Raw genomic sequence first — 20,286 nt, forward strand, 5'->3', positions numbered from 1 at the left:
ATGGATGCATTCAAATTCCCGTACCCGCTGGTTCCCGCTGCCAATGAAGCGGTGGACACCGGCGGCGGGGCTCTCGAAGTGACCGACGTGCGGATCGACGGGCACGCGCAGGAAATTACCCTGCGCCTGTACCGGCTCGCGAAGAAGACCTCACTGCCGGTACTGCTTTATTTTCACGGCGGCGGCTATACCAAGGGCTCGATCGAGCAGGCGGACTTCGCTGCGCGTTATTTCGCAGAACACTTACCGGCGCTGGTCGTGTCGGTCGGCTATTCGCTCGCGCCGCGCTTTCCGTTTCCGGCCGCGCCCGAAGACGCGCACCGCGCGGCGCTGTGGGCGCAGACGCGGGCGCGCGCATTCGGCGGCAATAGCAGAAAAATCGGCGTGGCCGGACACGACGCGGGCGGCCAACTGGCCAACTGTCTGGCGTTTATCGCCCGCGATCGCGGCGACGTGGAGATCGTTGCGCAGGCGCTGTTCGGGCCGATGCTCGATCCGAGCCTCACGCGGCTGGGCGACGAACAGCGGCTCGGCTCCGACATCACCGCGCGCGAGTGCGCCGCGTGTTATCGCGCGTACCTGCCGCAAGCATCGCAGCGCATGCACCCGTATGCGGCGCCGCTCGAATCGTGCCGGCTGTCCGGTTTGCCGGCCACGCTGATCGCGACCGCGCAGAACGACGTGCTGCACGTGGAGGCCGAGAAATACGCGAGCAATCTGATCGACGCCGGCGTACGCACCCAGGTGGTGCGTTTTCCGAGCGTCTCGCACGCGGCACTCGCCGATCATCCGCCCGCTTTGCAGGAAGCGGTGCGCTTTTTCCAGTGGCGCTTCGACGCGCGCGCTCATCGATAAACACAAATCAAGCAACGATATCTGGAGCTACTCATGACTATCCTTCCTCTTTCCCGCCGCCGCGTGACGCTAGCCGCGCTGTCCGTTCTCGTACTCGCCGGGCTCGGCACGTTCGGTGCGATCCGCGTGGATGCAAGCTCGCCGGCCGCGCCGACCATCGTGCCGGAGGTCGACGTCGCGACCGTGATTCAAAAGACCATCACCGACTGGCAGAGTTATTCGGGCCGCCTCGAAGCGGTCGAAAAAGTCGACGTGCGTTCGCAGGTGCCGGGCACGATCGTGTCGGTCAACTTCAAGGACGGCGCGCTGGTGAAGAAGGGCGACACGCTGTTCGTGATCGATCCGCGTCCGTATGCGGCCGAAGTGGACCGCGCGGAAGCGCAACTGGCGGCCGCGCAGGCGCGTACCGGTTACACGCAAAGCGACTGGGAGCGCGCGCAACGGCTGATCGTCGACAACGCAATCGCGAAACGCGACTACGACGAGAAGCAGAACGCCGCGCGCGAGGCGAGCGCGAATCTGAAGGCCGCGCAAGCCGCGCTCGAAACCGCGAAGATCAATCTCGGCTATACGAAGATCGTCGCGCCGGTCGCGGGCCGCGTGTCGCGCGCGGAAATCACGGTGGGCAACGTGGTGTCGGCGGGCGCGAGCGCCGCGCCGCTGACCACGCTGGTGTCGGTGTCGCCGATCTACGCATCGTTCGACGCGGACGAGCAGACCTACCTGCAATACCTGAGCCGCGCGAAGGACGGCAGCAAGGTGCCGGTGCAGCTCGGTCTCGCCGATGAAACCGGCTACTCGCGCAACGGCGCGATCGAATCGGTCGACAACCGCCTCGATACGTCGTCGGGCACGATCCGCGTGCGCGCGAAGTTCGACAACGAGGACGGCGCGCTGATTCCGGGCCTGTATGCACGCGTGAAAGTGGGCGGCAGCGAGCCGCATCCGGCGCTGCTGATCGACGACGCGGCGGTCGGCACCGACCAGGACAAGAAGTTCGTGCTGGTCGTCGATCAGGGTAATCACGTCGTGTATCGCGAGATTTCGACCGGCTCGATGCAGGGCAATCTGCGCGTGGTCAAGGACGGTCTGAAGCCGGGCGACCGGATCGTCGTGAACGGTATTCAGCGGGTACGCCCAGGCGATTCCGTGCGCGCGCACATGGTGCCGATGACCGCCGACCAGGACCCGAACAGCGCGCCGCTCGCGCAGTCGCGTGCGAAGGCGGCGGCCAATGCGAACGGTAATTCGTGAGCCGCGGCGCCTGCACCAACTTTAAGAGCTTCCAATGAACATATCCAAATTCTTCATCGATCGCCCGATCTTTGCAGGAGTCCTGTCGGTATTGATCCTGCTCGGGGGCATCATCGCGCTGTTCAAGCTGCCGATTTCCGAATACCCGGAAGTGGTGCCGCCGTCCGTGGTGGTGCACGCGCAGTATCCGGGCGCGAACCCGAAGGTGATCGCCGAGGCGGTCGCCGCGCCGCTCGAAGAGCAGATCAACGGCGTCGAGAACATGCTGTACATGCAGTCGCAAGCCAATAGCGACGGCAATCTGACGCTGACCGTCACGTTCAAGCTCGGCACCGATCCGGACCTCGCGACCCAGCTCGTGCAAAACCGCGTGAATCAGGCGCTGCCGCGTCTGCCGGAAGACGTGCAGCGGCTCGGCGTGACGACGATCAAGAGTTCGCCGACGCTGACGATGGTCGTGCACCTGATCTCGCCGAACGACCGTTACGACATGACGTATCTGCGTAATTACGCGCTGCTGAACGTGAAGGATCGTCTTGCGCGGATTCAGGGCGTCGGCGAAGTGCAGCTGTGGGGTTCGGGCGACTACGCGATGCGGATCTGGCTCGATCCGCAGAAGGTCGCGCAGCGCGGGCTGACCGCAACCGAAGTCGTCAACGCGATTCGCGAGCAGAACATTCAGGTGGCGGCCGGCGTGATCGGCGCGTCGCCGTCGGTGCCGGGCACGCAGTTGCAGTTGTCGGTGAATGCGCGCGGCCGTCTGAAAACCGAAAGCGAATTCGGCGACATCATCGTGAAGACCGCGCCGGATGGCGGCGTGACGTATCTGCGCGATATCGCGCGAATCGAACTGGCCGCTTCCGAATACGGGCTGCGTTCGCTGCTCGATAACAAGCCGGCGGTCGCGCTCGCGATCAATCAGGCGCCCGGCGCGAATTCGCTGGCGATTTCGGAGCAGGTGCGCGCGGCGATGAAGGACCTCGCGCAGGACATGCCGGCCGGCGTCGAATACCGGATCGTTTACGACCCGACGCAGTTCGTGCGCTCCAGTATCGAGGCGGTGATTCACACGCTGCTCGAAGCAATTGCGCTGGTCGTGATCGTCGTGATCGTGTTCCTGCAAACGTGGCGCGCGTCGATCATTCCGTTGATCGCGGTGCCGGTGTCGATTGTCGGGACGTTCTCGCTGTTGCTTGCATTCGGCTTTTCGATCAATGCGTTGTCACTGTTCGGGATGGTGCTGGCGATCGGTATCGTCGTCGACGATGCGATCGTGGTGGTCGAGAACGTCGAGCGCAATATCGCGAGCGGGCTCAGTGCGCGCGATGCGACCTATAAAGCAATGCGCGAAGTGAGCGGGCCGATCATCGCGATTGCGCTGACGCTGGTCGCCGTGTTTGTGCCGCTCGCGTTCATGACAGGCCTGACCGGTCAGTTCTACAAACAGTTCGCGATGACGATCGCGATCTCGACGGTGATCTCCGCGTTCAACTCGCTGACCCTGTCGCCGGCATTGTCCGCGCTGCTGTTGCGCAGCCACGGCGAGAAGGAAGACTGGTTGACGCGCGTGATGAACAAGGTGCTGGGCGGCTTTTTCCGGCGCTTCAACAAGGTGTTCCAACGCGGCTCGGAAGCCTACGGCCGCGGCGTGACCGGCGTGCTGCGCCGTAAGGGCGCGATGCTCGCGGTGTACGCGATTCTCCTCGGCGCGACGGTGCTGGTCGCGCGGATCGTGCCCGGAGGCTTCGTGCCGGCGCAGGACAAGGAGTATCTGATTGCATTCGCGCAGTTGCCGAATGGCGCGTCGCTCGATCGCACCGAGAAGGTGATTCGCGACATGAGTGCGATCGCGCTGAAGCAGCCGGGCGTCGAAAGCGCGGTCGCGTTTCCCGGTTTGTCGGTGAACGGCTTCACCAATAGTTCGAGCGCGGGGATCGTGTTCGTCACGCTGAAGCCGTTCAAGGAGCGTGGCGACCGGAAACTGTCGGCCGGTGCGATTGCCGGTGCGTTGAACCAGCAGTACGGCGCGATCAAGGACTCGTTCGTCGCGGTGTTCCCGCCGCCGCCGGTGCTCGGTCTCGGCACCCTCGGCGGCTTCAAGATGCAGCTGGAGGATCACGGCGCGCTCGGTTACGCGGAATTGAACAAGGCCGCCGAAGCGTTCGTGAAGCGCGCCGCGCAAACGCCGGAACTCGGCCCGACGTTCTCGAGCTATCAGATCAACGTGCCGCAACTGAACGTCGATCTGGATCGCGTGAAGGCGAAGCAGCTCGGCGTGCCGGTCACCGACGTGTTCAACACGATGCAGATCTATCTGGGCTCGCTGTACGTGAACGACTTCAACCGCTTCGGCCGCGTGTATCAGGTGCGGGTGCAGGCCGATGCGCCGTTCCGTCAACGCGCGGACGACATCCTGCAACTGAAGACGCGCAATACATCTGGCGACATGGTGCCGTTGTCGTCGCTCGTCACGGTGACGCCGACCTTCGGACCGGAGATGGTGGTGCGCTACAACGGCTATACCGCGGCCGACATCAACGGCGGACCGGCACCGGGCTTTTCGTCGGGACAGGCGCAGGCCGCGGCCGAACGCGTGGCCGCCGAAGTGTTGCCGCGCGGCGTGAAGCTCGAATGGACCGACCTCACGTATCAGCAGATTCTGGCCGGCAATGCGGGCATGTGGGTGTTCCCGATCAGCGTGCTGCTGGTGTTCCTCGTGCTCGCCGCGTTGTACGAAAGTCTGACGCTGCCGCTCGCGGTGATCCTGATCGTGCCGATGAGCGTGCTGTCCGCGCTGACCGGCGTGTGGCTGACCGGCGGCGACAACAACATCTTCACGCAGATCGGTTTGATGGTGCTGGTGGGGCTGTCGGCGAAGAACGCGATCCTGATCGTCGAATTCGCACGCGAACTCGAACACGATGGACGCACGCCGCTCGCGGCGGCGATCGAGGCGAGCCGCTTGCGTTTGCGGCCGATTCTGATGACGTCGATCGCATTCATCATGGGCGTGGTGCCGCTGGTGCTGTCGACCGGCGCGGGTTCGGAGATGCGTCACGCGATGGGTATCGCGGTGTTCTTCGGGATGCTCGGCGTCACGCTGTTCGGGCTGATGCTGACGCCGGTGTTCTACGTGGTGCTGCGTACGCTCGCGGGCGGCACCGTGCATGTCGCGCAGAAGGATTCGCCGCGTTATGGGGCGGCCGTTACGGACGCCTAAGGGAGAAAACAATAATGAAACGCTATCAATCTTTGCGCGGTTGGGGCCGGGCGGCGGCAAGCGCTTTGCTGGTTGCGCTGCTGGCCGCGTGCTCGGTGGAGCCAACATATCAGCGGCCCGACGTCGCCGCGCCGGCCGCTTTCAAGGAAGCGCCGGTGACCGCGTCGACCGGTGCGTCCGCTGTGCCCGCTGCTGCCGACGCGCAAAACGCCGGTACGTGGAAGGCCGCTCAACCGAACGACGATGCGCTGCGCGGCGAATGGTGGAAAGTCTTCGGCGACGCGCAACTCGACGCGCTCGAAGAGCAGGCCGCCGCTGCGAACCAGGACTTGAAAGCCGCGGCGGCGCGCGTGCAGCAGGCGCGCGCGGTGACCCAGGCCGCGAAGTCCGACTGGTTCCCGAAGTTCGACGCGGGCTTCGGCCCGACCCGCGAGCGGGCGTCGGCGGCCTCGCAATTTCAGCCCGCCAGCGTGGGCGGCACGAACGCCACGATCTGGCGCGCGCAGGTCGGCGCATCGTATGAGGCGGATCTGTTCGGGCGGGTCGGCTCGAACGTGAACGCGTCGCGCGCCGATGAGCAGCAAAGCGAAGCATTGTTCCGCTCGGTGCAGTTGTCGTTGCAGGCCGATGTCGCGCAGAACTACTTCCAGTTGCGCGAGCTCGATACCGATCAGGACCTGTACCGGCGCACCGTCGCGCTGCGCGAGGATACGCTGAAGCTGGTCCAGCGGCGCTTCAGGGAAGGCGATATCAGCGAGCTGGATCTGTCGCGCGCCCGTAACGAACTCGCGAGCGCGCGGGCCGATGCGGTCGGCGTCGCGCGGCAACGCGCGGCGTCCGAACATAGCCTCGCGATTCTGCTCGGCAAGCCGCCGGCGGATTTCTCGTTCGCGGAAGCGCCGCTCGGGCCGATGACGGTGCGGGTGCCGGCGGGTCTGCCGTCGGCGCTGCTCGAACGCAGGCCCGATATCGCGGCGGCCGAGCGCGCGATGCAGGCAGCCAATGCGCGCGTCGGGCTCGCGAAGTCGGCGTTCTTCCCGAAGCTCGATATCACCGGCGCGTTCGGTTTCGAGTCGGCGACGCTCGGCGATCTGTTCATGTGGTCGAGCCGCGCGTTTATCCTCGGACCGCTCGCGGGCACCGCATTGACCGTGCCGCTGTTCGACGGCGGCCGCCGCAAGGCCAACCTCGCGCAGGCGCGTTCGAAGTATGACGAGGACGTCGCGCAATATCGGCAGCAGGTGCTGGTCGCGTTCCGCGAGGTCGAGGACAACCTGGCCGATCTGCGTCTGCTCGACGACCAGATGCGCGAGCAGAACAACGCGGTCGATGCATCGCAACGCGCCGCGCATCTGTCGCGTACGCAGTACACCGAAGGCGCGGTCAGCTATCTCGACGTGATCGACGGCGAGCGGCAGGTGCTGTTGTCGCAATTGCAGGCGAGCCATCTGGCGGGAACTCAGGCGGTCGCGACCGTGAATCTGATTCGCGCGCTCGGCGGCGGCTGGGGCGATCTGCAGGCGGGCGAGCCGGGCGTGGGCGCGGTTGGCGCGGCGCCGGCACCGGCGGTGCCTGTCGCTGCTTCAGGTGTTGCGGCTGTGCCGGTTGCTTCGGGATCCAGAGCATCTTCTTTGCAGCAGGATGCCGCCGTGCCGGAGCCGGCGCAGCAGCAGGTGGTCGCGAAACGCTGAGCGAGCGCGGCACGCCGGTCTCGCAGTTGCTTCGCTATTGATCTGTACGTTTAACGCCGGGCCGCGCGCAAGCGCGCGCCCGGCGTTTTCGCATGCGTCGCACGCAAATCGTTTTTCGCGCTTTCCTTGTGCGAATCGCTTCGTAGACAGGCGCGCGCGACGCTCTCTATGATCGTCCGGATCGAGCCAACGACATCAGCAGAGCCAGCCAGTGACTTTCGTGCATGACGGCATCGCGCAACTGCGCGAGCAACAGCAATCTCTTCCGGCGCATGACCTGTCGGCCTTACTCGCGGCGTTGCGCGCGAGCGCCGCGCAACGCGATCGCGACGGCGGCCACGCCGCGCAGGAAAAACAATGGATCGCCGACGCGGGGCTGCTGACGCTCGCGGTGCCGCGCGAATTCGGCGGCGCGGGCGCGCGCTGGTCCGAGATCTACGACGTGGTGCGCGAACTGGCGCGCGTCGACAGCGCGCTCGCGCATCTGCTCGGCTTCACCTGCCTGCAAGTGGTGAGCATCGATCTGTGGGGCAGTCCGCGGCAACGCGAGCGTTATCTGCGCGGCACCGTCGAGCACCGTTGGTGGTGGGGCAACGCGGTGAATCCGCTCGACACCCGGCTGGTCGCGAGCGCGACGCCCGACGGCGGCTACCTGCTCGATGGCCAGAAAGGCTTCTGCTCCGGCACGCGCGGCTCGCAGATGATGACCGTGTCCGCGCAGGATCCCGCGAGCGGCAAGACGATCTTCGCGGCGGTCCCGACCACGCGCGACGGCATCGCCGTGCACGACGACTGGAACCCGATCGGCCAGCGCCAGACCGATAGCGGCAGCGTGTCGTTCACGCGCGTGCGGATCGAGCCGTACGAAATTCTGGAGCGGCCCGACACGCCGCATGCCAGTTTGCGCACGCTGATCTCGCAACAGGTGCTGACCAATCTGTTCGTCGGCCTCGCGCAGGGCGCACTCGACGAAGCGCGCGCCTACGTGAACCAGCACGGGCGGCCCTGGATCAGCGCCGGCGTCGCCAAAGCCACCGACGATCCCTATCTGATCCAGCGCTTCGGCGAGATGCATCTACAGACCGTCAGCGCGCAAGCGTTGGCCACGCGCGCCGCGCAAGCACTGGATCAAGCGTGGCAACAGGGCCCGTCGCTCGATGCGGACAGCCGCGCGCGGGTCGCGCTCGCAACCTCGGAGGCGAAGATCGTCGCGCAGCGCGCGGCGCTCGAACTCGGCGAACAGCTGTTCGACGCCTGCGGCGCCCGCGCGACCCATGCGCCGCTCGCGCTCGACCGCTTCTGGCGCAACGCGCGCGTGCACACGTTGCACGACCCGCTCGACTATCGGGTGCGCGACGTCGGCCGCTACGCGCTGAGCGGGACATTGCCGGAGGTTTCTTTGTACACTTGAGGCCGTTCGCGACGCCCGCCCCGGGCATCGCGCCGATTCCCCCTCGAGAGAGTCCCGGCTTGCTGTTCAAACTACCGACTACCGCCACCGCGCCGTTCTGCCCATCCGAGGTACAGGGCTCGGTCGCCGTCTCGCCAGGCGCGCCGTTCTGGAAAAAAATCCTGCAATTCGCCGGCCCCGGCCTGCTGATTTCGATCGGCTATATGGACCCGGGCAACTGGGCCACCGCGATCGAAGCCGGTTCGCGCTACGGCTACAGCCTGCTGTTCGTGGTGCTGCTGTCGAGCCTCGCGGCGATGGCGCTGCAATGCCTGAGCATGCGCCTGGGCATCGTCACCGGGCGCGATCTCGCGCAGCTGTCGAGCGCGCGTTATTCGCGGAACGTCGCGCGCGTGCAGTGGCTGCTCGCGGAGCTGTCGATCATCGCCTGCGATCTGGCCGAGGTGCTCGGCGGCGCGCTCGCGTTTCACCTGCTGTTCAACTGCTCGCTGACCACCGGCGTGCTGCTGACCGCGTTCGACACGCTGATCGTGCTCGGCCTGAAGGGCAAGAATTTCCGCGATCTCGAGGCGATCATGCTCGGGCTGATCGCGACGATCGGCATCGGCTACATCATCGAACTCGCGCTCGTGAAGCCGCACTGGCCGTCGGTCGCGCAGGGCCTCGTGCCGTCGTGGCAGGCGCTCAGTTCGCGCGAGCCGATGTATCTGGCGATCGGCATTCTCGGCGCGACGGTGATGCCGCATAACCTGTATCTGCATTCGTCGATCGTGCAGACCCGCGCGGTCAAGCGCGATCCGGCGAGCCTGCGTTCGGCGATCGGACTGTCGCGCATCGATACGATCGCGTCGCTGGTGCTCGCCGCGCTGATCAACATGGCGATCCTGATCCTCGCGGCCGCCGCGTTTCACGCGACCGGCCATCGCGAGGTCACGCAGATCGAGGACGCGTACCGGCTGCTCGCGCCGATCGTCGGCACCGGCTTCGCGGCGATTCTGTTCGCGATCACGCTGCTCGCGTCCGGCCAAAGCTCGACCTTCACCGGCACGGTGGCGGGGCAGGTCATCATGGAAGGCTTCCTGAAGATGAAGATTCCGTGCTGGCAGCGGCGCTTCATCACGCGCGCGCTCGCGTTGATTCCGGCGCTGATCGGCGTGCAGATGCTCGGCAACGGCGCGGTCGGCAAATTGCTGGTCGCGAGCCAGGTCGTATTGAGTCTGCAACTGCCGTTCGCGCTTTATCCGCTGATCCGGATGACTAACGATCGCTCGCTGATGGGCGAGTTCGCGAACAGGCTGCCTACTCGCTTACTCGTGTGGGGGTTGTTCGTTGCGATCAGCGCGGCGAATCTGTGGCTGGTCGCGCAGACGGTGGGGCTCGCCGGCTGAGCGGCCGCAAGACCGCAAGACCGCAAGACCGCAAGACCGCAAGACCGCAAGACCGCAAGACTGGAAGCGCAGGCGAAAAAAATCCGCGCAGTTCACATGAACTGACGCGGATTTTTTTACGAGCTTCGGTTCGAACCGGGTTGGCCCCGTCGGCTTCGGGCGAATCTGATCGTTCAGGCGGCCTGAGCAACCTGCGCTGCTTCGAGCGCTTCCTGACGGGCGGCGGCCGCCTTCTTGGTCTTGCCGGCACGCGACGGCGGCTGGCAGGCGCCGCACACCACGTTGTGCTGCAGGTCGTGCTTGTGCGCGACGAACTTGCCGGTGCAGCGGCAGCACCTGGTCAACTGCAGAATGTCGGCGTCGAAGAAACGCACCAGCGTCCATGCGCGCGTCAGGTCGAGCACCGGCTCGGTTTCGCTGTGCTGGCAATGCTCCAGATACAGCCGATACCCTTTGGTCAGCGCGTCCAGATGCGAGCAGCGCGCCTCGTTCTTCAGGAACAGGTACGTGTTGTAGAACAGCGACGCGTGAATGTTCGCGAGCCACGTCATATACCAGTCCGCCGAGAACGGCAGCATGCCTTTGGGCGGCGATACGCCCTTGACCTCACGGTACAGGCGGATCATGCGGTCGCGCGAGAGCGTCAGTTCGCTTTCCAGCACTTGCATGCGGGCGCCGAGCTCGATCAGCGCGATCGCGCGGAATACTTCCTGTGCGTCTTCGGTCAGGCTTCGCTTGAGCATTGCAGTTACCTCGGTCAGGCAAATTGCTCAGCGGGCTGGCCTGCGAGCAGGATCGCCGTATGAGTCGGTGCAACTGCGGTGTGCTTCGTGGTTTGCGTCAACGCCGACAGCATCGAGTGGTCGTTGAAGCGGAAGAAGCACAAAAGCTGATCGGAAGAGGCCAGCTTGACGATCTGCGCGAGCGACAGCCCGGCAAGCAGATCGGCCAGTTCCGACGACAGACCCAGCCGGAACATGCCGACCGGTTTGTCCTCACGCAACATGCGTTGCGCAAGCATGATGTAAGACAAGTTGATCTCGCGGATTGAATCCAGCGTCTCGCTGCTACGGTCCATTTTCTGTGTTTCCGAAGCCCCGAATTACTAAGTCGGCTTTTTGCCGTTATCTCTTTTTTGCCTCGCCGGAAGCACCCCTCCGGTTACATGTTGCCGCCTGATACAGACCGCAACTTTTGATACATCGCGTTACATTTCGTAACAGCTTGGGACGAATTGTATGAAGGGTAAAAAGAGAATGCAATCCCTTGTCGCAAAAATATCTCAAAAAAATGCATGATTTTTCGGTAAGTTTTTCATGTCACCGAAATGACTCATGCAAACGGAATTTTTGACTGACCGAGATTCCCCTCTAATTCGTGGAAACCCTTGTCGCACGGGCGTTCGGCAATATTGTCCGATCAGTTGGCAAAGGTAAGCCTCAAGTCGTCGAATAGGCTTTTAAGCAAGAAAGGAAAAAGAAAGGCGTGCAAATATTCAGTAATAAATACTGTTTTCGCAGCGCTCCTGGGGACGGATCGGAGATGTAACGGGGGGATGTTGCCCCGGTTACAAACCGGGGCGGCGGGGCAGCGTTTGTAACGAGCTGTGTAAGGACTAGCAACCGGTCGAACGGATGCGCTCGACTTCGAGGCCGAACAGGGGCCGCAGGCGCGTGCCGAGCACGTTGCCGGCGAACGCGGCGGCGAGCCACAGCCAGCCGTGCAGGCTGCCGGACACGATGCCGCTGAAATAGGCGCCGATGTTACAACCGTACGCAAGGCGGGCGCCGTAGCCCAGCATCAGGCCGCCGACCAGCGCGGCGATCAGCGAGCGCGCCGGCACCTTCCAGATCGGCGCATAGCGGCCGGCGAGCGCGGCCGCGGTCATTGCGCCGAGCACGATGCCGAAGTCCATCACCGACGTGACGTCATGGGTAACCGGCGCGGCCAGCGAGCCGGCGTTGGCCGGAGCGGCCCAGTACGGCCAGCTGGCGACGTCGACGCCGAGCGCGCCGAAGATCTTCGCGCCCCACAGCGCGAACGCCGACGTCACGCCCCACGGCCGGCCCGACAGCGCGAGCGTCGCGAAATTGAGCAAGACCAGCGCGATCGCGCCGACGAACAGCGGCCACGGGCCATGCAGCCACGGCGACGCATGCGGCGCACGCACCGGCTCGTTCACGAGGCGGCCGTGGCGGCGCCGTTCAACCACCACGGTCAGCGCGGCGATCACCGCGAAAATCACCAGGTTCAGTGCGATGGCCGGGCCGGCGCCGAGCGTCTTGACCATCGACAGCGGCTTGAGCGAGGGCAGCGCGGTCCAGAACGGCATATGCGCGGTCGCCACGACCGAACCGACGATGAACGCCGCCAGCGTCACCAGCATCCGCGTGCTGCCGCCGCCGACCGTGTACAGCGTGCCGGACGCGCAACCGCCGCCCAGCTGCATGCCGATCCCGAACATGAACGCGCCGACCAGCACCGAGGTGCCGGCGGGCGCGACCAGCCCGGTGACCGGATGGCCGAACAGCGTACCGGCGGCGAGCGCCGGGAAGAACAGCAGCACGCCGAGCGCGAGCATCAGCATCTGGGCGCGCAGACCGGCGCCGCGGCCATCGGCGATAAACACCCGCCATGCGGACGTAAAGCCGAACGCCGCGTGATACAGCGACATGCCGAGCAGCGCGCCGACCACATAGAGCGCGGCCTGACGGCCGCTGACGGCTTGCGCCAGATAAATAGCGCCCAGCGCGATCAGGATGAGCGCGATGACCAGCGGTTTCGGATTGACGTCGAAACGGCGCGGCACGCGCGGAAGGGAGGTAGAGAGGTCGGACATGGATAAGTTGACAGACAGGCAGCCGATAAAAGCCGCGAACCGAGGCCGCGTGGCGACGGCCGGAAATACGCTACGTGATTGACGCGGCGGCAAAAAACCAACCTGAAAAGATAGCACGGATCGCGGGTTTTGGCCGGGGTAGCCGGGTTGGCGGCGGGGGCATCGGCGCGGTGGGACAGGGCTGCACGGGGGCTGAAGCGCGTTTCTGCGCGCACTGGGGCTCGATTGGCCTGACAACATGGAAACAGGCGTCGCGGTCGGCGGGACCGGGTTGGCGAGTCAGCGGGGTTCGGCGTTGACGGACATCGTGGTGTGGGGTTGCGTTGTTACCCGGCACTGGCACCCGCTCCGGCCGCGCGTTCGCCGGCGGCAAACTCCCGCAGCGCCGCCGCGGTTTGCTGATCCGCCGGAAAAAACGCTTCGATCGCGAGTTCGGACAAAGTCACGTCCACCGGCGTGCCGAACACGGTGGTCGTGCTGAAAAACGACAGCACCCCGATCGGCGTGCGCAGCCGCAACGGTACGGCGACCTGATTGAAGCCGGCATCCGCCGGGTCCGCGGCGTCCGCGCCAGGCGGCGCGGGATAGCCGGCGAGCTCGTCGCGCAGCGCGCTCAGCGTGTCGTCGCCGCTCACGTCGATCTGCCGTTGCAGGCGCGCGAGCACATGTTCGCGCCACGCATGCCAGTTGACGATCGACGCGGCGATGCCTTGCGGATGCAGACTCAGACGCAGCGCATTGACCGGTGGCTGCAGCAGTTCGGGACTGGCGCCGCTCAACAATGGTGCGAGCGCATTGTTGGTGGCGACGATGGTCCAGTGCCGGTCGATCGCCAGCGCCGGGTAGGGCTCGTGTCCCTTGAGCACCAGTTCGACCGCTTCGCGCGCGGCGGCGAGTTGCGGGTCGGAGAGCGGACGTTCGCGAAAGAGCGGTGCGTAACCGGCGGCGACCAGCAGCGCATTGCGCGCGCGCAACGGCACATCGAGCCGTTCAGCCAGATGCATGACCATCTCCCGGCTAGGCAGCGCGCGGCCCGATTCGACGAAGCTCAGATGCCGGGTCGAAATCTCGGCCTCGGTGGCGAGCAGCAACTGACTCATGCGCCGCCGTTGCCGCCATTCGCGCAGCAGATCGCCGACCGTGCGGCTCGCGGCCGTCGCGGGCGACGACACCGTGTGTGCAAGTGAAAGTGTGTTCATGCCTCCGATCATAGTTAATGCGCGCGAGAAGTCCATGACGTGGGAGGTAATGCTTGCACGTCAGCCTGCCCGCTGCCGCCGCGACGTTCGCGATGCCGTGTGCATTGACGACGTCCCCAACTTACCTGTCACGTAATCGACTCGACGCAGGCGAACGACGAAGCTTCATACCGGGCCCGCCGCATACGACGTGTGCCACGCGAAGTGCTCAGTCCTGCCAATCAATCAAGGAGTTCGAGATGAATGCGCATACCGATCTGATCGACCGTTATTTCGACGCATGGAACGAGACCGATGGCGCGCGCCGTCGTGAGCTGATCGCGGCGACGTGGAGCGACGACGCGGACTATCGCGACCCGCTGCTCGCGGGCAGCGGCCATGACGGCATCGACGCGATGATTCGCGCGGTGCATGAGCGCTTTCCGCAGCACACGTTTCGCCGTACGACGGACGTCGACGGCTTCGCGAACCGGCTGCGGTTTTCGTGGGCGCTGACTACGCCGGCGGGCGAGTCGATCGTCAAGGGATCGGACTTTGGCGTGGTCGATCCGCAAGGCCGCTTGCAAGCGGTTACCGGGTTCCTGGACCAGGTCCCGGGCGGAGCCTGAGACGTTCCGCTAAACAACCCACGCGCCTCGCGCTTTTTACGGAGATGATCATGTCCGAGCCCGCTGCCCCTCGATCTCGCGAGGTCCGCCACGGTCACCTCGCATTCACACGCTTTGCAGCGGGCGTCGAACTGTTATCGAGCGCGATTGCCGGCTTCGCGTTGCTGGCCGGCGCGCGGGCGTTCATGTTCGTCGCGCTGCTCGGCTGGCGCGAGCCGGTGCTAGGCGGTGCGGGGCTACTGTTGCTCGCGGTGATCGGCTGGTTGCGGTCGCGCTGCGATGCGGGCGTCGTGTCGCGCACGGCCCGCAAGCCCGCAACACTGCTTGCTACAATCGATCGCCGTGCGGCTGACGCATAACTGCGTCGCTAACGCATCACGCGCGATGCGTGTCGTACGCGTCGCGCGCTCGCTCGAACAACAAGGAGACACCGTGCTGAAGAATCTGGATCCGCTGCTGAACGCCGACATCCTCTACGCGCTGCGCTCGATGGGTCACGGCGACGAACTCGTCATTTGCGACGCCAATTTCCCGGCCGAATCGGTCGCGCGCGATACCGTGCTCGGGCAGTTGCTGCGTCTCGACGGCGTGAGTTCGCCGCGCGCGATTCGCGCGGTGTTGTCGGTGCTGCCGCTCGATACCTTCATCGATCATCCGGCGTCCCGGATGGAAGTGGTCGGCGAACCGCAGACGATTCCCGCGGTGCAGCGCGAGGCCCAGGCCGAGGTCAACGCGGCGGAAGGGCGCGAGGTGCCGTTCGTTTCGATCGAACGGTTCGCGTTTTACGAGCGCGCGCGCAACGCCTACTGCGTGATCGCGACCGGCGAGGAGCGCGGCTACGGTTGCTTCGTGTTCACCAAGGGCGTGCTGCTCGCGCCGGACGCGCCGCGCGGCTGATCGCACCGATCCGGGCTTGGAAAACGCGCCCGTTGCACATATGCTCAGGGGCAAGGCGGGGAACTGCGGCGGGCTATCCGGGTCTGCTGCTTATTCAATTACAGGGAGCCCCCCATGTCGCGTCCAGTCGATTCCGGCATTATCTTCATCGCCCGTCTGGCACTTTCGGTGCTGTTTCTGTGGAGCGGGGTGATGAAGCTGCTGGGCTATGCGGGCTTCGTCAGCTACCTGCAATCGAAGGGCGTGCCGTTCGTGCAGGTCGCCGCGCCGATCGCGACCGCGGTCGAAGTGCTCGGCGGTCTGCTGCTGGTGATCGGCTTCAAGGTGCGCCCGCTCGCACTGTTCATGGCCGTCTACACGGTCGCGACCGCGGTGCTCGGCCACGACTTCTGGAACGTCGTCGACCCGGCCGCGCAGCACAACATGGTGATCCACTTCTGGAAAAACATCGGCATCGCCGGCGGCTTCCTGCTGCTGTTCGTGACCGGTGCGGGGCGTATGAGCATCGACGGCGCGCGCGCGCCGCGTGGCGGTCTCGGCGGCCTGTGACGCGCCGCCCGGCGCGGGCGCGGCCCGCTCGCCAGGCAGCGCGCAATCCCTTGCGCGGCATTCAACGGAGCACACAATGATTCAGAACTTCGAGCAGATGATTGGCGGTCAGCTTACCCAGCTATGCGCGAGTCTTGGCGAAGGGCCGACCCCGCATCGCGTGATCATCAGTCTGGCGGAGTCGGCGAAGACGCTGGTGGTGCTGGACGCGTCCGGGTTCCTCGGCACGCTGAAGGCGGAAATCGAGGATCCGGAAAAACTGATCGCCGATGGAATCGAAAAAGCCCGTAGCGAAGGGCTGATCGAACGCGCGATCGATACGGGTGTGATTCAGGAGGCGTCGCTGTAGACGCTTCACGGCAGGCGAGCGTTAGCGTGCAACTCGGTTCGCGATGCTCGCCGCGCGTCACCGCATCATTGTCTTTCGCGGCGCTCGTCGCGTGTCCCGCCCGCTGGCTTTTCGCTGACTATCCGTCACCTGGTCCGCCACTTACCGCCTGTCACTCGCCGGCGGCGCTCGCCCGGCGCCCCGTGCACCTGGCCGCATGCGGCTGCGGATGCACGAGACACGCGAGCACGCCGCCCAGCACCAGTAACCCCACCGAAATCGCGGTCGCCAGTTGCATTCCGGGCACGATCTGCGTGGCGGCCGCACCGCCCGCGAGTGCGCCGAACGCGGCCACGCCGACCGCGCCGCCCGCCTGGCGAGCAGTGTTCAGCACCGCCGACGCGGTGCCCGCGCGCTTTGCTTCGGTCGACGCCAGTACCGCGGTCGTCATCGCCGGCACCGCGAGCCCCATCCCCGACGGAATCAGCAGGAACGGCAGCAGCAGGCCGATGAGCGGGGTGTCGGCGTCGACGAAATGCAGCAGTCCATAGCCGAGGCCGGCGGTGATCGCGCCGGCGATCATCGGCACCCGCGCGCCGAAGCGGCCGACCACCCAGCCGCTCGCGACGTTCGAAATCAGGAAGCCGCCCGTCAGCGGCAGGAACGCGAGACCGGCCTGCAACGGCGTGTAGCCGCGCACCCGCTGCAGATACAGGCTCAGCACGAACACCATGCCGTAGTACGTCAAATTCACGCAGATGCCGAACAGCACCGCCGCGCTGAAGGTGCGCGTGCTGAATAACGACAGCGGCAGCATCGGTCGCGCGACGCGCGCTTCGACCAGCAGGAACGCGCCGCCCGCCAGCAACGCGAGCACGAAGCCGCCGGCGACGACCGGATGCGCGAGGCCGAGCGGCCGCCATTCGATCACCGCGGCGACGAAGGCGGTCAACGCAACGATCGCCAGTGCCTGGCCGCCGAGGTCGATGCCGCCGGAATGCGTAGCGGGGGTGCCGCGCGCGGCGGGAGACGCGGTTGATGCGGTTGATGCGGTTGATTGAACCGAAGCGGTTGAGGGGGGCGACGCGGTTGCCTTGGTTGCCTTGGTTGCCGTGGCTGATGTGGCTGATGTGGCTGATGTGGCTGATGTGGCTGATGTGGACTGAGCGGACTGAGCGGCCGCAGCGCCAGAAGTGCCAGAAGCGACCGGAGCGCCAGAAGCGCCAGAAGCGCCAGAAGCGCCAGAAGCGCCAGAAGCGCCAGAAGCGCCAGAAGCGCCAGAAGCGCCAGAAGCGCCAGAAGCGCCAGAAGCGCCAGAAGCGCCAGAAGCGACCGGAGCGACCGGAGCGACCGGAGCGCCAGAAGCAACCCCCGCCCGCGGAATCCACCGCAACGTCGCCAGCAACCCCGCCGCGCAGATCGGCAGATTAACGAGAAAGATGCTGCGCCAGCCGAACGCGGCGATCAGCAGCCCGCCAAGCACCGGCCCCGCCGCGATCGAGATCGCGCCGGACGCGGTCCACAGCCCGACCGCGCGCGCCCGCAGCTTCGGCTCATGGCCGAACGACTGGTTCAGCAGCGCAAGCGAGTTCGGCAGCATCGCGGCCGCGCCGATGCCTTGCAGCGCACGCGCGGCGATCAGCATCGGCGCATCGAGTGCAAGTCCGCAGGCGAGCGACGCCAACGCGAACAGCACGATCCCGCACCCATACATGCGCCGCGCGCCGAAGCGGTCGCCGAGCGCGCCGGCCGACAGCATCAGCACCGCGAACGCAAGCGTGTACGCATCGACGACCCATTGCAGCCCCGCGACGTTCGCATGCAGGTCCGCGCCGATTTTCGGCAACGCGATGTTGACGATGGTCACATCGAGCTGCGTGACCACGAAGCCGACGCTGACGGTCGCGAGCACGCGGCCGAGGGCGGGCGAGAAGGACGGAGTGGAGGAGTTCATGGCTGCATCGTAAGACGGATGCGGCGCGCGATGTTTCGCTGTGGGCTGAAGTATCGATGCAGCGGTGGCGGGCGCGGTCGGCGAAACGCATGTAAATGGAACGCTGCACGGGAATGCGTGAGCCGGCGGTTCTGCGCGAAGCGGCCCGCGCAGCACTGCGTGAGCGCGGGCAAACAGCTCCCGCAACAGCTCCCGCAACAGCTCCCGCAACAGCTCCCGCAACAGCTCCCGCAACAGCTCCCGCAACAGCTCCCGCAAACAGAAACGGCGCGCTGAAACAGCGCGCCGTCGTCAACAGCCGGCTCGAGTCGCGAGGCCACCGCCCGCGCGACTCGGAACAACTCGACTCACCGCTGCTGCGGCGCGTCCTTGATAAAGAACGTCGTCAGCGCGCCCAGCACGCAGATCGCCGCGACATACAGCGGCGCGGCCAGCGGATTCGATTTCATCATCAGCGACACGGCGATCGGCGTCAGCCCGCCGAACACCGCATACGCGACGTTATACGAGAACGAAATGCCCGAGAAGCGCACGACCGGCGGAAACGCGCGCACCATCACCAGCGGAATCGCGCCGATCACGCCGACGAACAGCCCCGCCAGCGCATAGAGCGGCACCAGCGCCGAGGTATCGACGGCGAGTTGCGTGAACATCACGTAATAGGTCACCGCGAGCGCCAGACCGCCGACGAAAATCGTCCGCCCCGGCCCGATGCGTCCGGCGATCGAGCCCGCCATCACGCAGCCGATCGTCAGGCACAGCGTCGCCACGCAGTTCGCCAGCAGCGCGGTGGCCGGCTCCAGATGGAACTGCTTTTGCAGCAGCGTCGGCGTCATCAGGATCACCACGACGATCGCCGCCGACAGCATCCACGTGAGCAGCATCGACACGATCACCGCGCGGCCGTGGTCGCGCAGCACCGCCTTGAGCGGCACTTCGGCGGCAATCGCCTTGCGCTGCTTCAGTTCGGCGAACACCGGCGTCTCGTGCAGCCAGCGGCGCAGATAGACCGAGAACATCCCGAACACGCCGCCGACGAGGAACGGAATCCGCCATGCGTATGCGGAAATATCGGCGGGCGAGAAGTGTCGATTGACCGCCGATGCGATCAGCGAGCCGAGCAGGATGCCGGCGGTGAGGCCCGCGGTCAGCGTGCCGCACGCGTAGCCGACGTGGCGCTGCGGGACGTGCTCGGAGACGAACACCCACGCGCCCGGCACTTCGCCGCCGACCGCCGCGCCCTGCATCACGCGGAACAGCAGCAACAGCACCGGCGCGAGCACGCCGATGCTCGCGTAGGTGGGCAGCAGGCCCATCAGCAGCGTCGGCACCGACATCAGCAGCACGCTCAGCGTGAACATGCGCTTGCGGCCGAACAGGTCGCCGAAGTGCGCCATGATGATGCCGCCGAGCGGGCGCGCCAGATAACCCGCCGCGAAGATGCCGAAGGTCTGCACCTGACGCAGCCAGTCCGGCATCGCGGCCGGGAAGAACAGCTGGCCGATCGCCGGCGCGAAAAACACGAAGATGATGAAGTCGTAGAACTCGAGGGCCCCGCCGAGCGCGGCGAGACCGAGCGTCTTGTAATCGCTGTGCCCAAGCGGGCGTGGGGTGGCAGCCTGCGCTCCACCCAGATTGGTCGCTTGCATTGCTAGATCGTTGTGATGAATTGGACGCCACGCGGGCAGCGTGGACAGACGGCGGTCGTCGGGCGAGAAGTGTGGCAGGCGCTGGGTAGAGCACGGGACACCGGCGCGCCGCCCGGATAAGGCGGCCGCGCTGACGACAAAGGCCGGCGCGGATTTTACAGGACGAAAGCTGGGGCTCCATCAACGCGCATAAAACGCTTGATTAGCTCGGGTCGGAGCGGGCGTTTTGAATGAGCGTGGGGCCGTTGCGGCCGGTCCCGGATCAGGGCGGTGGCGGCCAGGGATTTGCCGGCGAGGCGGATTGATTAAAGCGGAGCATGCATGTGCCGAAATCCGCGCCAGGCCGACGCTGACGCGATGCGCGGCCAACGGCCGTCGAGCATCCCGATTGACGCCGGCGCGCAGCGCAATTTCCGCGCGCACCAATGTGCCGAAATCGTCACG

At 65.7% G+C, this 20,286-nt stretch carries 17 protein-coding genes; 11 read left to right on the forward strand and 6 right to left on the reverse strand.

Annotated elements, in window-relative coordinates:
• The 6 genes from BTH42_RS07790 to BTH42_RS07815 all read left to right on the forward strand — a co-directional run bounded on the left by BTH42_RS07790 (position 1) and on the right by BTH42_RS07815 (position 9,819).
• Positions 1-855 carry an alpha/beta hydrolase gene (locus BTH42_RS07790; RefSeq protein ID WP_075297557.1) on the forward strand — a complete coding sequence of 285 codons (855 nt, stop codon included), beginning with the start codon at positions 1-3 and terminating at the stop codon, positions 853-855.
• A 33-nt stretch (positions 856-888) separates the two neighbouring features.
• Positions 889-2,109, forward strand: a complete 1,221-nt coding sequence (locus BTH42_RS07795) for an efflux RND transporter periplasmic adaptor subunit (protein ID WP_075297559.1) — start codon at positions 889-891, stop codon at positions 2,107-2,109.
• Between the two features lie 34 nt (positions 2,110-2,143).
• Positions 2,144-5,329 (forward strand): efflux RND transporter permease subunit, encoded by a 3,186-nt coding sequence (locus BTH42_RS07800; RefSeq protein ID WP_075297561.1) that lies wholly within the window; start codon positions 2,144-2,146, stop codon positions 5,327-5,329.
• Between the two features lie 14 nt (positions 5,330-5,343).
• Entirely contained in the window at positions 5,344-7,020 is a 1,677-nt protein-coding gene (locus BTH42_RS07805; RefSeq protein WP_075297563.1) for an efflux transporter outer membrane subunit, read from the forward strand.
• Between the two features lie 232 nt (positions 7,021-7,252).
• Positions 7,253-8,431 carry an acyl-CoA dehydrogenase family protein gene (locus BTH42_RS07810; RefSeq protein ID WP_372237250.1) on the forward strand — a complete coding sequence of 393 codons (1,179 nt, stop codon included), beginning with the start codon at positions 7,253-7,255 and terminating at the stop codon, positions 8,429-8,431.
• 59 nt (positions 8,432-8,490) lie between these two features.
• Complete coding sequence (locus BTH42_RS07815; protein WP_075297565.1) at positions 8,491-9,819, forward strand: Nramp family divalent metal transporter; 1,329 nt, start codon at positions 8,491-8,493, stop codon at positions 9,817-9,819.
• Positions 9,820-9,992: 173 nt separating this feature from the next.
• Here the strand turns inward: BTH42_RS07815 and flhC are convergent, their stop codons facing one another.
• The 4 genes from flhC to BTH42_RS07835 all read right to left on the reverse strand — a co-directional run bounded on the left by flhC (position 9,993) and on the right by BTH42_RS07835 (position 13,857).
• Positions 9,993-10,562 carry a flagellar transcriptional regulator FlhC gene (gene flhC / locus BTH42_RS07820; RefSeq protein WP_075297567.1) on the reverse strand — a complete coding sequence of 190 codons (570 nt, stop codon included), beginning with the start codon at positions 10,560-10,562 and terminating at the stop codon, positions 9,993-9,995.
• Between the two features lie 14 nt (positions 10,563-10,576).
• Complete coding sequence (flhD, locus tag BTH42_RS07825) at positions 10,577-10,897, reverse strand: flagellar transcriptional regulator FlhD (RefSeq protein ID WP_075297569.1); 321 nt, start codon at positions 10,895-10,897, stop codon at positions 10,577-10,579.
• A gap of 537 nt (positions 10,898-11,434) precedes the next feature.
• On the reverse strand, positions 11,435-12,658 hold the full coding sequence (locus BTH42_RS07830; RefSeq protein WP_075297571.1) for a YeeE/YedE family protein: 1,224 nt from the start codon (positions 12,656-12,658) through the stop codon (positions 11,435-11,437).
• A gap of 326 nt (positions 12,659-12,984) precedes the next feature.
• On the reverse strand, positions 12,985-13,857 hold the full coding sequence (locus tag BTH42_RS07835) for a helix-turn-helix domain-containing protein (RefSeq protein WP_256701867.1): 873 nt from the start codon (positions 13,855-13,857) through the stop codon (positions 12,985-12,987).
• 239 nt (positions 13,858-14,096) lie between these two features.
• Between BTH42_RS07835 and BTH42_RS07840 the strand changes: the two genes are divergently transcribed.
• From BTH42_RS07840 to BTH42_RS07860, 5 genes are all read left to right on the forward strand, one after another.
• Entirely contained in the window at positions 14,097-14,465 is a 369-nt protein-coding gene (locus BTH42_RS07840) for a nuclear transport factor 2 family protein (protein WP_075297575.1), read from the forward strand.
• A gap of 50 nt (positions 14,466-14,515) precedes the next feature.
• Positions 14,516-14,824 (forward strand): hypothetical protein, encoded by a 309-nt coding sequence (locus BTH42_RS07845; protein ID WP_256701868.1) that lies wholly within the window; start codon positions 14,516-14,518, stop codon positions 14,822-14,824.
• A gap of 73 nt (positions 14,825-14,897) precedes the next feature.
• Positions 14,898-15,362 (forward strand): RbsD/FucU family protein, encoded by a 465-nt coding sequence (locus BTH42_RS07850; RefSeq protein WP_075297878.1) that lies wholly within the window; start codon positions 14,898-14,900, stop codon positions 15,360-15,362.
• Positions 15,363-15,476: 114 nt separating this feature from the next.
• The gene (locus BTH42_RS07855; protein WP_075297577.1) at positions 15,477-15,911 is read left to right on the forward strand and encodes a DoxX family protein; all 435 of its coding nucleotides are present in this window, start codon (positions 15,477-15,479) and stop codon (positions 15,909-15,911) included.
• A 76-nt stretch (positions 15,912-15,987) separates the two neighbouring features.
• On the forward strand, positions 15,988-16,260 hold the full coding sequence (locus BTH42_RS07860) for a hypothetical protein (protein ID WP_075297579.1): 273 nt from the start codon (positions 15,988-15,990) through the stop codon (positions 16,258-16,260).
• Between the two features lie 151 nt (positions 16,261-16,411).
• Here BTH42_RS07860 and BTH42_RS07865 read toward each other — a convergent pair whose 3' ends face one another.
• Both BTH42_RS07865 and BTH42_RS07870 read right to left on the reverse strand, forming a co-directional pair.
• A complete protein-coding gene (locus BTH42_RS07865) occupies positions 16,412-18,193 on the reverse strand; it encodes an MFS transporter (protein WP_075297581.1) in 1,782 nt (593 codons plus the stop codon).
• 347 nt (positions 18,194-18,540) lie between these two features.
• Positions 18,541-19,842, reverse strand: a complete 1,302-nt coding sequence (locus tag BTH42_RS07870; protein ID WP_075297583.1) for an MFS transporter — start codon at positions 19,840-19,842, stop codon at positions 18,541-18,543.
• Positions 19,843-20,286: the final 444 nt, after the last annotated feature.

Source organism: Burkholderia sp. SRS-W-2-2016 (genome assembly GCF_001931485.1).
Taxonomy (GTDB): Bacteria; Pseudomonadota; Gammaproteobacteria; order Burkholderiales; family Burkholderiaceae; genus Paraburkholderia.